The sequence below is a fragment of the Rhodophyticola porphyridii genome (genome assembly GCF_003688285.1).
GTDB classification, from domain to species: Bacteria; Pseudomonadota; Alphaproteobacteria; order Rhodobacterales; family Rhodobacteraceae; genus Rhodophyticola; species Rhodophyticola porphyridii.
Genome location: NZ_RCNT01000006.1, coordinates 66,111 through 78,475 on the forward strand (window position 1 = coordinate 66,111; position 12,365 = coordinate 78,475).

At 63.1% G+C, this 12,365-nt stretch carries 11 protein-coding genes; 3 read left to right on the forward strand and 8 right to left on the reverse strand.

What is annotated here, in order from left to right:
* On the reverse strand, positions 1–465 hold the full coding sequence (locus D9R08_RS12425) for a (2Fe-2S)-binding protein (protein ID WP_121898387.1): 465 nt from the start codon (positions 463–465) through the stop codon (positions 1–3).
* A gap of 265 nt (positions 466–730) precedes the next feature.
* On the opposite strand from D9R08_RS12425, the gene D9R08_RS12430 reads away from it, so the two are divergent.
* Together D9R08_RS12430 and D9R08_RS12435 are read left to right on the forward strand one after the other, a co-directional pair.
* Positions 731–1,492, forward strand: a complete 762-nt coding sequence (locus D9R08_RS12430; RefSeq protein ID WP_233557447.1) for a C40 family peptidase — start codon at positions 731–733, stop codon at positions 1,490–1,492.
* 201 nt (positions 1,493–1,693) lie between these two features.
* Positions 1,694–3,649 carry a BCCT family transporter gene (locus D9R08_RS12435; RefSeq protein ID WP_121898389.1) on the forward strand — a complete coding sequence of 652 codons (1,956 nt, stop codon included), beginning with the start codon at positions 1,694–1,696 and terminating at the stop codon, positions 3,647–3,649.
* Between the two features lie 129 nt (positions 3,650–3,778).
* On the opposite strand, the gene D9R08_RS12440 is transcribed toward D9R08_RS12435, so the two are convergent.
* The 5 genes from D9R08_RS12440 to D9R08_RS12460 form a co-directional block, all read right to left on the reverse strand.
* Entirely contained in the window at positions 3,779–4,744 is a 966-nt protein-coding gene (locus D9R08_RS12440) for an ABC transporter permease (protein ID WP_121898390.1), read from the reverse strand.
* On the reverse strand, positions 4,737–5,747 hold the full coding sequence (locus D9R08_RS12445) for an ABC transporter permease (RefSeq protein ID WP_121898391.1): 1,011 nt from the start codon (positions 5,745–5,747) through the stop codon (positions 4,737–4,739). The genes D9R08_RS12440 and D9R08_RS12445 overlap by 8 nt, the downstream gene beginning before the upstream one ends.
* A 99-nt stretch (positions 5,748–5,846) precedes the next feature.
* Positions 5,847–7,553, reverse strand: coding sequence for a peptide ABC transporter substrate-binding protein (locus tag D9R08_RS12450; protein ID WP_121898392.1), 1,707 nt, complete (start codon positions 7,551–7,553; stop codon positions 5,847–5,849).
* A gap of 27 nt (positions 7,554–7,580) precedes the next feature.
* Positions 7,581–8,612: an ABC transporter ATP-binding protein gene (locus D9R08_RS12455; protein WP_121898588.1), complete on the reverse strand. Its 1,032-nt coding sequence runs from the start codon at positions 8,610–8,612 to the stop codon at positions 7,581–7,583.
* Positions 8,605–9,612 carry an ABC transporter ATP-binding protein gene (locus D9R08_RS12460; protein ID WP_121898393.1) on the reverse strand — a complete coding sequence of 336 codons (1,008 nt, stop codon included), beginning with the start codon at positions 9,610–9,612 and terminating at the stop codon, positions 8,605–8,607. Before D9R08_RS12460 ends, D9R08_RS12455 begins: the two co-directional genes overlap by 8 nt.
* Positions 9,613–9,836: 224 nt before the next feature.
* Between D9R08_RS12460 and argE the strand changes: the two genes are divergently transcribed.
* Positions 9,837–10,994 carry an acetylornithine deacetylase gene (gene argE, locus D9R08_RS12465; RefSeq protein WP_121898589.1) on the forward strand — a complete coding sequence of 386 codons (1,158 nt, stop codon included), beginning with the start codon at positions 9,837–9,839 and terminating at the stop codon, positions 10,992–10,994.
* Between the two features lie 94 nt (positions 10,995–11,088).
* Here argE and D9R08_RS12470 read toward each other — a convergent pair whose 3' ends face one another.
* Together D9R08_RS12470 and D9R08_RS18920 are read right to left on the reverse strand one after the other, a co-directional pair.
* Complete coding sequence (locus D9R08_RS12470) at positions 11,089–11,502, reverse strand: hypothetical protein (protein WP_121898394.1); 414 nt, start codon at positions 11,500–11,502, stop codon at positions 11,089–11,091.
* Complete coding sequence (locus tag D9R08_RS18920) at positions 11,499–11,702, reverse strand: hypothetical protein (RefSeq protein ID WP_147450674.1); 204 nt, start codon at positions 11,700–11,702, stop codon at positions 11,499–11,501. The genes D9R08_RS12470 and D9R08_RS18920 overlap by 4 nt, the downstream gene beginning before the upstream one ends.
* Positions 11,703–12,365: the final 663 nt, after the last annotated feature.

Genomic DNA, 12,365 nt, shown 5'->3' on the forward strand with positions numbered 1-12,365 from the left:
TCAGGCCCCCTGAAGATTGGCGGCGGCGGTCCTGATCGCCGCGCGGATCCGGTCATAGGTGCCGCAGCGGCAGAGATTGCCGGCCATGGCGTCGTCGATCTCCTGATCCGTGGGGTCGGGCGTGCGGGAGAGCAGATCGGCGGCCTGCATGATCTGGCCGGACTGGCAATAGCCGCATTGGGCGACCTGATGTTCGACCCAGGCCGCCTGCACGGCATGGAGGTTGCCGGGCTGGCCCAGCCCTTCGATCGTGGTGACCGGCCCCCAGACATCGGCCAGCGCGATCTGGCAGGAGCGGACGGCCTCCCCCTCGATATGGACGGTGCAGGCGCCGCAGGCCGCGACACCGCAGCCGAATTTGGTTCCGGTCAGGCCGATCTCGTCGCGCAGCGCCCAGAGAAGCGGGACGTCGTCGGGCAGATCCACGGTATGCGTGTCGCCGTTGATGGTCAGCGTGGTCGCCATGCAAGTACCTCCTGTCCGGTGCCTTACGGTTAGGATAGCGCGGGTTCGGCCGGGTTTCCATGACAAAATGCGCAAAGAATGTCATTTTGCCAGAATTGGCGTGTCCGGGCGCACCGGGCCGGGCTGCATTTGGAGGCGGGGCCGCATATGTTTCAGCTCGCTCGCGCAGGTTAACGTCCTGGTGAGCGGCGTAGACAGGCGGTGTGTTTTGGCCGCTATGATCATGGCGAAGCGAACAGAAAGCCCAGCCCCGATGAGCGATCAGGTGACAAGAACGAAAGACAGCCTGCTGGATCGGCTTGGCCGGCGTCTGGCACGCAAGCTGCGCACTCAAAGCTCGGGCTATCGGCCCTACACGCCGTCCGATTTCCCCACACTCTGCCGCACACTGGAGCCGGGCGATGTTGTGCTGGTCGAAGGCAGCGAGCGGATTTCGAACGCCATCAAGTATCTGACCCAATCGACCTGGTCCCATGCCGCGCTTTATGTGGGAGATGCGCTGCCGATGCCCGAGGACGGGAGCGAGCGGCCGCGCCTGGTGGAGGTCAACCTGGGGGAAGGCTGCGTTGCGGCGCCGCTGAGTAAATACGAAAGCTACAACACCCGCATCTGTCGCGCGGTAGGGCTGACCGGGGCGGAGCGGGATCAGGTCGTGCAGTTCATGATCGGCAATCTGGGCCTGCGATACGACATGCGGAACATCTTCGACCTGGCGCGGTACTTCTTTCCGACACCGCCGGTGCCGGTCAGATGGCGTCGGCGCATGCTGGCCCTTGGTGCGGGCGATCCGACGCGGGCGATCTGTTCGTCGCTGATCGCACAGGCCTACCAGCAGCTGCGCTATCCGATCCTGCCCGAACGGCGCCCGGGCGGGTCCGACTATGCGCAGAAGGAGATCCTGCATATCCGGCATCATTCGCTTTTCGCGCCCCGGGATTTCGACCTGTCGCCCTATTTTCGCATCGTCAAACCGACGGTTGAGGCCGATTTCGACCACCGCAGGTTGATTTGGGGAGAATCGCACTGACGCCCTAGGTGTGGCCGATACGCCCCGATTCCGCCGCCCAACCGACGACTCTGGCCTTTGGCCTGTCGCAAACGGGCTGCGGCGGGGTGCCGGGCGCCTGTTATCTTCCTCCGATAACGGGCATGGCCGTGCCGGCCAAAGCCCACCCCGAAAGGGAGGAGGCAGGAAACGTCCCCCCTTTCAAGAAAGGACAGGGATGTCATGGCACCAAAACCTCCATTCACGGAGCTTGAAATCCGTACCGCGGATAACGGCTTCTACCAAGGCCACTCGCTACCCATCGCGCTGATCTCCAAGATCGTGATGGTCGGGCTGGTCTTGTGGGCACTGATCTTTCCGCTGACGGCAAACGGCAGTCTGGATGCCTGGAACTGGGCGCTTCTTCAGGGCTGGAACAGCTTCTACATCATCTCGGTCGGCGTGTTCGCGTTCTTCCTGTTCGCGCTGGCGCTGCTGCCGGTGGGCAAACGCAAACTGGGCGGGCCGGATACCGTGCCCGAGTTTTCCAACTTCTCCTGGTTCTCGATGATGTTCGGGGCCGGTCTGGGTGTGGGGCTGATGGTGTTCGCCACGGCCGAACCGTTGGGCCTCTGGGGGTCGAACCCGGAAATCCTGGCCGGCAATGTCGAGGCCAACAGTGAAGAGGCGCTGACCTCCGCCTTTCGCTACACCTTCCTGCATTACGGGTTTCATGCATGGGCGATCTATGTCGTCACCGGGCTGAGCCTGGCCTATTACGCCTATACCCGTGACATGCCTCTGACGATCCGCACCGCGCTGACCCCGCTTCTGGGCCGGGCGGCCAACGGTCTGATCGGCCATCTGGTTGATATCCTTGGCGTCGTGGCCACCATCCTTGGCGTGTCCGTGACAATCGGCTTCGGCGTCAGCCAGTTCGTCGATGGCGTCTATGCTGTGACCGGCATGGACTGGCTGATGGGCCCCGCGGGCGAAGATGCGGCCCCCAAACCGTCCACAGTGGGGCTCTTGAGCGCGCTTGGCATCATCATGCTTCTGTCGATCCTGTCGGCGGTTTCGGGCGTGGGGCGCGGTATCAAATATCTGTCGAACCTGAACCTCGTCCTGTCGATCATCCTGCTGATGACCTTCGTGATCTTCGGATCGTTCCTGTTCGCGATGACGACCTATGCGACGGCGTTGGCGGACTACGTCCTGAGCTTCTTCGCGTTGAGCTTCGAGGCGTATTCGCCGCTGACGGAGGCCGCGTTTGCCGGGGATCTGGACGCCGCCGCGGCGCCCGTGGCGGGGGAGCTGTTCGGCGGTGCCACCAATCCCTGGGGCTCGCTTGACGGATTTCAGGGTGGGCTCGGCAGTGCGGTGACAGATGCCCAGGCCGCAATCGCGGCGCTGGAGGCGGAAGCCGCCCCGACACCGGAACAGACCGCCGAGCTTGCGGCGCTGACCGCCTCCCTGCCGGGCCTTGAGGCGGCGGCGGCGGTTCCCGCGGCGGCACAGATGGGGGCCTATGAAGCGGGCACCCAGGGCCGTCTCTTCGGGTGGCAATCCAGCTGGACCACGTTCTACTGGGCGTGGTGGATCGCCTTCTCGCCCTTCGTGGGGCTGTTTCTGGCGCGTATCTCCCGCGGGCGGACCGTGCGCGGCTTCATCCTCGGCTGCGTGATTGCGCCGGCGATGGTCTGTTTCGCGTGGATGACCATTCTGGGCGGTACGGCGATCGATCTGGAACTGTCCGGCGTGGCCGAGGGCTCGATCATCGCGGCCAGCAACACCAACAAGCTGTTCGTGACCCTTGGGCACATGATCAGCGGCGGGTTCCTGACCGGTATCACCATCATGTGCGTGGTGCTGATCATGACCTTTCTGGTGACCTCGGCGGACTCGGGCATTCTGGTGATGAACACGATCATGTCCGGCGGCGAGCAGGAGACCGGCATCAAGCATCGGATCATCTGGGGTCTGATCATGACCGGCGTGATCGGCGCGCTGATTATCGCGGGCAATTCCGGCGGCGCGAACCCGCTGGACAGCCTTCAGGATGCGATGATCATCGGGGCGCTGCCCTTCACCATCGTGATGGTGCTGATGGTGATCTCGCTGATCAAGGCGATGTTCAACGATGGCCGCCGCGAAAAGGCGGGCGTTCTGGTGCAGCCTTCTGGCCAACCGGCGGAATAAAGCCCCGGCCGGTCAGGGCCGGCGATCACACCAAATGGAAACGGCGGAGCACATGGCTCCGCCGTTTTTTTTGCACGGCTGCGCTCGGATGCCGTGCGATCCGGAAGCAGGGCCGGGGTTCAGGGCCTCTCAGCGGCCGCGGATGCGCGGATCGAGCGCATCGCGCAGGCCGTCGCCGATATAGTTCACGCTGAGTACCGTGAGCGAGATCGCAAGGCCGGGCCACATCACCCGCTCGGGGTTTTGCTGAAGCCAGTCTGTGGCGTCGAACAGGAGCCGGCCCCAGGTGGGGAAGTCCGACGGGAAGCCGAGGCCCAGAAAGCTGAGCGCGCTTTCGGTGATGATCGCGTTTGCGATGCCAAGCGTGGCGGAGACCATGATCGGCGACATCACGTTGGGCAGGACATGGCGCAGGATCATCCGGTGGGACGGTGTGCCGATGGATTTTGCGGCCAGGACGAACTCCCGCTCCTTGAGTGCCAGCACGTCGCCGCGCACCACGCGGGCTGTCTGCATCCACGAGGTGATGCCGATCACGAAGACGATCAGGATGAAGATCCCGCCTTCGGGGCCAAAGGCCGCCCGAAGCTGGTCGCGGAACAGCATGATGATGACCAGCAGGAGCGGCAGAAGCGGCATGGCGAGGAAAAGGTCGGTCAGGCGCATCAGCGGCCCGTCGAGACGGCGGAAATAGCCCGCCACCACGCCAATCAGCGTGCCGAGGACAAGGCTCAGCAGCATCGCGGTCAGGCCCACGGCGATGGAGGTCTGCCCGCCCGCCATCATCCGGGCGAGCGTATCGCGGCCCAACTGATCGGTGCCCATCGGATGGGCGAGGCTGGGCCCGGAATTGCGCGCGCGGATGTCGATGAAGGTGGGATCTATCGTCCAGATCAGCGGGCCGACATAGACGAAGAGCAGCGCGAAGATGAAAAAGCCGAGGCCAAGCAGGGCGCCCTTATGCGTCTTGAACTGATCCCAGACATCCCACCACTGGTTGCGCGGCGGACGATAGGCCTCCATCTCCATGACCGGTGCGGCGCCCGCAGGCGTGGCGCCGGATGTGGCGAGCGGCTGGTTCGGTCCGTCAGTCATAGCGGATCCTCGGGTCAAGAACGCCGTAAAGGACATCGGCGATCAGGTTGAAGAGCACGATCAACACGGCGAAGATGAAGGACACGGTCTGAACCGTGGGCACGTCTCCCGACTGGATCGCGATGATCAGAAGCTGGCCGATCCCGTTCACCTTGAACACCTGCTCGGTAATGATCGCGCCACCAAAGACTGCGGGCACGTTGAGCGCGATGACGGTGACCACCGGGATCAAGGAGTTGCGCAGCACGTGAACGAGCACAACGACCTTTTCGGTCAGGCCCTTCGCGCGCGCCGTGCGCACGTAATCCTGGTTGAGGTTATCGAGCATCGAGGCCCGCATGAAGCGGCTGATCTGGCTCGCGTTGAACAGGCCCAGAACCATGACCGGCATGATGATCTGTTTGAGCTGGACGATGAAACTGTCCCAATCCGTGACCACATGGGTGGTGTCATAGACGCTTGGGAACCAGCCCAGATTGACCGCGAAGATCACGATGAACAGAACGCCGGTAAAGAAGGTCGGAACCGAGAAGCCGAGCATCGAGATGAAGGTGCCGAGTTGATCGAACCAGGAATACTGCCGATAGGCCGAGATGATGCCGATCGGCAGGGCGATGATGATGCCGACGATATAGGAGATGCCCACAACCCACAGCGTCTGCGGCATGCGCTGCATGATCAGGTCCATCACCGGCGAGCGGGTCTGATAGCTGATGATGCGGGTGGTGCTTTCGGGGGCCACATTCCAGCCGGTCCAGCCTTCGATCAGGTGGAGCGGCTCGTTCCAGACCATGAGTTGCAGCCATCGGAAATACTGCACGAAGACCGGTTGGTTCACGCCGAGGCTTTCGCGGATCTGTTCCCGCACCTCTGGCGGGATCGTCAGCGGCAGGCCCGCGGTGGGGTCCGAGGGCGACAGCTTCACGATCAGGAAGATGATGAAACTGATGAACAGAAGCGTCGGGATGGCCAGAAGCAATCGGCGGATTGTGTAGGTCAGCATGGGCGGCGCCTCGGCTCAGCAGTTTTTCTTGGTATTGGGTGATGCTGGAAAAGGGAGCCGCGCCCCCGGATGACCGGGAACGCGGCAAGGACACATGGATTATTCGGCGCGGCGCCAATCCATGATGTTCCAGAGTTCGCTGTCCCAGTCGGACATGCGGATGCCTTCCAGGCTGTTGGCATGGGCCGAAACACCACCACGGTGAATGAGCGGAATGATCGAGTAGGACTGGATGATCATGTCGTTCATTTCACGGGCAAGGCGGCCACGTTCCTGAAGATCGGCCGTGGTGGCCATCTCGTCGACGAGGGCGTCGTACTCTTCCATGCAGAAGCGCTGGATGTTGGAGCCCTGCCACTGGGTGTCGGGGCCCGGGATTTCCGAGCAGCGCCAGTTGGCCATATAGGCCTCCGGGTCCACGCCGGCGAAGTTGTTGGTGTACATCTCCACGTCGGCATAGAACTTCTGGAAGGTGTCCGGGCTCGCCGGGTCACCGCCGAAGAAGACCGAGGCGTCGATGTTGCGGAGTTCCGCGTCGATGCCGATCTCGCTCCACCACTGTTTCACCAGCGCCTGCGTGTCCTGACGGACGGCGTTGGTGGAGGTCTGGTAGAGAACGCTCAGCGGCATGCCGTTGGCTTCGCGGATGCCGTCACCGTCGGTGTCCACATAGCCGGCCTCGTCCAGAAGCGCGTTGGCCCCGGCAATGTCCTGCACGAGGCAGTCATCATTGGCGGTCGAGGCGTAAAGCTCCGGCGCGGGCAGGACGTTGCAGGTCGGCTGACCACCGGCACCGTAGCCGACTTCGACCAGCAGGGCGCGGTCGATGGCCATGGACATTGCCTGGCCGATGATCGGATCCGTCAGGAACGGGTGCGGGCCACCCTCGACCGTGGAGCGCAGATCACCAAGCGCCGGGTCGGGGTTGGTCTGGTTCAGGTGCAGACGCTCGACCGATGTCCCGAAGGCGGTCACGACCGTGCCGTTCCCCTGCGCTTCCATCTGCGCGAGGATCGTCGGGTCGATCTGCAGGTTCCAGGCGTAGTCGAACTCGCCGGTTTCCAGAACCGAGCGCGCCGCCGCCGCCGCGTCGCCGCCGCCCTTGAAGGTCACGGTGGCGAAATAGGGGCGATCGGGGTAGCGGAAGTTCTGGTTCGCTTCGAATTCGATCACGTCATTCGGCCGGAAATCGGTGACGACGAAGGGGCCGGTGCCGATCGGACCGAAATTGGCGTCGGTGCATTCGGGAGCGCGGGCACCGAGGCATTCGGCGAATTGCGCGGCCTGAATGATCGGCGATTCCGAACCCACGAAGGCGGTGTAGGGGAAAGGCTTGGGTGCGTTGAAGTTGATCTGAACCGTCATGTCGTCAACGGCCACAACGCTGTCCACACCGTCGAAATAGGAGGCCTGCGCGCATCCGCCTTCCGGATGGGTGCAGTATTCCCAGGTGAACACGGCGTCCGCTGCGGTGAGCGGCGTGCCATCTGACCAGGTGATGCCATCCGCGATGGTCCAGGTGATCTGCGTCAGATCTTCGCTGACGCCGCCGTTCTCGACGGTCGGAATATCCGCCGCCAGCCACGGTACCATGGTGCCGGTGTCGTCAAAACGGGCGAAGGATTCCAACACCAGAGACGCGCTTTCCACTTCCTTGGTGCCGCCCGACAGATACGGGTTCAGCGTGGAGGGCGCTTGCCAATAGATGATGTTCAGATGGCCGGACGAGCCGCGCTCGGCCATCGCGGCCACAGGGCTTAGCATAAACGCAGCAGCGGCCCCCAGTAAAAGTGTCTTCGAGTTCATGTCTCTCTCCTTGTTGGATTGCTCATGTCACGCCTCAACCGCCGCTGTTGGGTCAGCGGGCATCTTGGTGTCGTTCAGAAGGTGGCAGGCGACGAAACGGCCGGGGCGCACCTCCCGGAATTCGGGGTCGATCTTTCGGCAGATATCCATGACCGATGGGCATCTGGTGCAGAAATTGCAGCCCTCGGGCGGGTTCGACGGGCTGGGCACGTCGCCTTGCAGAATGGTGCGGTTGGCATTGTCATGGGCGACCGGATCGGGCTCCGGCACGGCAGAGAGCAATGCCTTCGTATACGGGTGAAGCGGGTCGGCATAGAGATCCTCCCGCGGGGCCAGTTCGACGACCTTGCCCAGATACATCACCGCGACCCGGTCGGCGATGTGGCGCACCATCGACAGATCGTGGGAGATGAACAGGTATGTCAGGCCAAACTGCTTCTGAAGATCTTCCAGAAGATTGACCACCTGCGCCTGAATGGACACGTCCAGCGCGGCGATCGGTTCGTCGCAGACGATGAATTTCGGGTTCAGCGCAAGGGCGCGGGCGATGCCGATGCGCTGGCGCTGCCCGCCGGAAAACTCATGTGGATACCGGTTGGCGAAATCCCGGTTCAGGCCGACCGCGTCCATCAGCTCGTAGATCCGGTCAAGCTGGTCGGATCTGGATTTGCCGGAATGCTCGCTCAGCGGCTCGCCGATGATCGCGGCTACTGTCATGCGCGGGTTCAGGCTGGCCTGCGGGTCCTGAAACACCATCTGCATGGTGGGCCGCATCTTGCGCAGCTTGTCGAACCCCACATTGGCGATTTCCTCGCCATCGATCTTGATCGACCCGGCAGTCGGTTCGTAAAGCCGCAGGATCGCGCGACCGCATGTGGATTTTCCACAGCCGCTTTCGCCGACGAGGCCCAGGGTTTCGCCTTCGAGAATGTCGAAGCTGACCCCATCCACTGCTTTCACATTGCCGGTATGGCGCCGCAGCAGGCCCGTATAGATCGGGAAATACATCTTCAGCCCGTCGACCTCGACAAGCTTCTTGTTGGCGCTGGTATCAAACATCGCGCGGAGCCCCCGCATCTACATCCCAAAAACAGGCGGCGTCATGGCCGGGTCCGACCGGCACCCGCTTGGGGTTTTCCTGTTCGCAACGCTCGAACGCCAGCGGACAACGCGCCCGGAACGGGCAACTGTCCGGCGATTGTGCGAGCATCGGCGGCTGGCCGTCGATGACCTGCAGCCGCTCGGCCCGTTCGCCGGTTACCGAGGGCACGGTTTCCAGAAGCATTCTTGTATAAGGATGTTTGGGATTGGCGAACAATTCGCGCACCGGCCCCTGTTCGACCACCTGGCCGCCATACATGACCATCACGCGGTCGGCGATACCGGCGATCACGCCCAGATCATGGGTGATCCAGACGATGGCCATCCCCAGCTTCTGGCGCAGTTCCTTGACCAGTTCCAGGATCTGCGCCTGGATCGTCACGTCGAGCGCCGTCGTCGGCTCGTCGGCGATCAACACCTTGGGGTCGCAGGCGAGCGCAATGGCGATCATCACCCGCTGGCGCATGCCGCCGGAAAACTGGTGCGGATAATCGCCAAGCCGGCGCGCGGCATCGGGGATGCCCACAAGTTCCAGCAACTCCACGGCGCGCGCACGTGCCCTGGATTTGCTCAGTCCCATATGCTTGCGTAGCGGTTCGATGATCTGAAAGCCGACATTGAAGACCGGGTTCAGCGAAGTCATCGGATCCTGAAAGACAAAGCCGATTCGCGCGCCACGGACAGCGCGAAGCTGATCCTCGTTGCAGGCAAGCAGATCCTGCCCCTCGAACATCACGCGGCCGTTCCTGACTTCCGCGGGCGGCATCGGCAGCAGGCCGATGAGCGACATCATGGTCACCGATTTGCCGGAGCCGCTTTCGCCCACCACGCCCAGAAGCTCACCGGCCTCCAGATGGAAGCTGACGTTGTTCACGGCATGGATTTCGCCGCGCCGGGTGCGGAATACAGTTTTGAGGTCCTTGACATCAAGGACAGAGGGCAGACCCCCATCGGGCATCGTGTGACGCTCCTCACCAGTTGGTTAAGCCCCGCCTCTGATGGGCAGGTGCAGGTAGTGAGTGCGACGGTAACATGAAAATCGCGGCCCGCAAGCGGCAATCCGGGCTCCGTTGCGTGACGACTGTGCAGATGCCCAAGTGTTGGGCACTCTCCGGTGCGCAGGCTTGACGAAGGGGCGGGGAAGGAACAGGGTCGGGCATGTCCCACCGCAAGGAGCGCCTGATGCCAACAGCCCTTTCCGCTCGGGAGCTGCTTGAAAAACTTGTATCTTTCCCCACGGTCAGCCGTGTTTCCAACCTCGATCTGGTCGATTGGGTGGAGGATTATCTGGACGGTCTGGGCGTCTCATGCCACCGGGATTACAACGCCGATGGCACGAAAGCCTCCCTTTATTGCCATCTGGGCCCCGAGGCGGAGGGCGGTGTCATCCTGTCGGGCCACACCGATGTGGTGCCGGTGGATGGCCAGAGCTGGGACACGGACCCGTTCCAGGTGGTGGAGAAGGACCGCCGGCTTTACGGGCGCGGAACCTGCGACATGAAGGGGTTCGACGCGCTGGCGCTGAGCCTTGTCGCGCCCGCCCTTGAGCGGGGTCTGAGCCGACCCTTGCAGATATGCCTGACACGGGACGAGGAGATCGGCTGTATCGGGGCGCCGCCGATGATCGCCGCGATGCAGCCGCATATGCCCAGAGCGGCACTGGCGATTATCGGCGAGCCGACCAGCATGCGCCCGGTCACCGGGCATAAGGGCGGTATCGGGTTCGACATGCATGTGCGCGGCTTCGAGGTGCATTCCTCGCTGCCCGATCAGGGGGTGTCGGCGATCATGGAAGGCATCAAGCTGATCGACTGGGCAAACCGGATCAATGCGGAGAACAAGGCCAATGCCGATCCCGGGAGCCCGTTCGATCCGCCCTATACGTCCGTGCATGTGGGCAAGATCGAAGGCGGGACGGCGCATAACATAACGGCAAAGGATTGTCGTTTCGTGCTGTCGTTCCGCTGTGTCCCGACCGAAACGCCGGGGGACTGGGCCGACAGGTATCTGGCCGAGGTTCGCGCGCTGGAAGCGGAGATCCGCAAGGTTCGGCCCGAATGTTTCATCACCGCCGTGCCGTTATGGGATGTGCCCGGGCTGAAACCTGAAACCGACGGTGCCGCCGAGGCGCTGGTGCGTCGCCTGACCGGTGACAACGCTACCCATGTGGTCAGTTTCGGCACCGAGGCCGGGCAGTTCCAGTCGAGCGGCTATTCGGCGGTCGTCTGCGGGCCGGGTAACATCGAACAGGCCCATCAGCCGAATGAGTTCATAACCTTGGAGCAGTTTCGCAAGGGGCAGGATTTCATGGACATGCTGCTCGATGTGCTGACCGAATAACGCAGCCTAGAAGATCCAGACCGCCAGCAGAACCAGAGCCCAGAAGGTCAGCCCCCAGATCGCGGCGAGCACGAAACCGCTGCCGGGCGGGCGCCTATCCATCGCAGAGCCGCCACGCGCCGGGATCCAGAGCCAGCAGATCCGCGGTGCCAAGCGTGGTGATCGCGGCGCGGCTTGACGGCCCGGACAGATACCAGGCGCGCAGGTTCGGCGGCATGATACGCGCCATGTAGCCCGTGCCGATGGCGTTGCTGCCGGCGTGAAAGCCGAAGCGCGCGTCGCGATGCAGGCAGGCATTGTCGGCAACCGCATAGATCAGGCAGGCGCTGGCGCAATACCCCTCGACCTCGACGGCCAGCCCGGCGAAAAGGTAGCGCCCGGCCTGATCGTGATGACTGCTGAGCAGCCCGCCGGGGTCATAGGTGATCCGCACGCGCTCGGCCTCCCGGATATGCTGCGCGCAGCCGGTCAGCAGCGTTGCGGCCAGCAGCAGAACGCGGACGATCACCGGCAGATCCGGGCGTGGCGGGCCTCGATGGCGCGGGCCTCCCCCAAGGCGGTCGCAATCTCGTCATCGACGCGCATGCTGCCGCTGATCGGGATCGGGGCGACCAGCGCCATGAAGGCGATATCCGCCGCTCGGGCCTGTCGCTGGCGTTCCACCAGGGGCTCAAGTTCGGCGGCGATCCGGGCGTGCCGAGCTTCCATTTGGGCGCAGCTCGATGTGGGGGCCGCGACCTCTGCCGGAGCGATGTTCTGGGGTGCAGTTGCACAGCCCGCGAGGAGGACCAGCGAAAGACCGGCAGCGAGACAGGCGCCGATCCGCGCCACAAGGCCGCGGTGCCTTCGGAGGGACCGCCGGCTGCGCGCGACGCGCGAGGATGCCAGATGCATGGATCAGCACGCGGGTCTGCGGGCGGCGTCGCTTTGCCAGGCAACCGGCAAAAATGGCCTGACCGGTGATGCAAGGCCGCGATCCGCGACCGAATGGTCTGGTGTGTTCCGAAACATGGTGTCCCCCTTAATCCACTGTGACGGCCCCGGATCTGACATCCTTTTCGGGCCGGTTTCGTGCCCCGCATCCGACATTGATTTGTCTGTGACGCAGGCCCGTCCGAAATCGTTAACAGCACGATCCGATATGTTAATGAATTGTTAACAGTTATTAATGGAAGCCCGAAGAAACCGGCGGATATTAGGATTTGTCTATCAACCGGTTGAGCAGAGCTTGTCGTTAACCATGATTCGATAGGAGAAATCTCTCAGATCCGCTTCCGTGATCGGTGTTGGTCGGGAGACGGATCGTGCCGGCTTGATTCGCCGGATGGCTTGAACCCGCCCCTTGGATGCGCCAAGGTCGCCCGGTCCACC

Excerpts from the sequence above, each read along its gene's own strand:
- D9R08_RS12435 (WP_121898389.1), top strand. The coding sequence starts at position 1,694 with ATGGCACCAAAACCTCCATTCACGGAGCTTGAAATCCGTACCGCGGAT.
- D9R08_RS12445 (WP_121898391.1), bottom strand. The coding sequence starts at position 5,747 with ATGCTGACCTACACAATCCGCCGATTGCTTCTGGCCATCCCGACGCTT.
- D9R08_RS12460 (WP_121898393.1), bottom strand. The coding sequence starts at position 9,612 with ATGCCCGATGGGGGTCTGCCCTCTGTCCTTGATGTCAAGGACCTCAAA.
- D9R08_RS12440 (WP_121898390.1), bottom strand. The coding sequence starts at position 4,744 with ATGACTGACGGACCGAACCAGCCGCTCGCCACATCCGGCGCCACGCCT.
- D9R08_RS12425 (WP_121898387.1), bottom strand. The coding sequence starts at position 465 with ATGGCGACCACGCTGACCATCAACGGCGACACGCATACCGTGGATCTG.
- argE (WP_121898589.1), top strand. The coding sequence starts at position 9,837 with ATGCCAACAGCCCTTTCCGCTCGGGAGCTGCTTGAAAAACTTGTATCT.
- D9R08_RS12455 (WP_121898588.1), bottom strand. The coding sequence starts at position 8,612 with ATGTTTGATACCAGCGCCAACAAGAAGCTTGTCGAGGTCGACGGGCTG.
- D9R08_RS12450 (WP_121898392.1), bottom strand. The coding sequence starts at position 7,553 with ATGAACTCGAAGACACTTTTACTGGGGGCCGCTGCTGCGTTTATGCTA.
- D9R08_RS18920 (WP_147450674.1), bottom strand. The coding sequence starts at position 11,702 with ATGGAAGCTCGGCACGCCCGGATCGCCGCCGAACTTGAGCCCCTGGTG.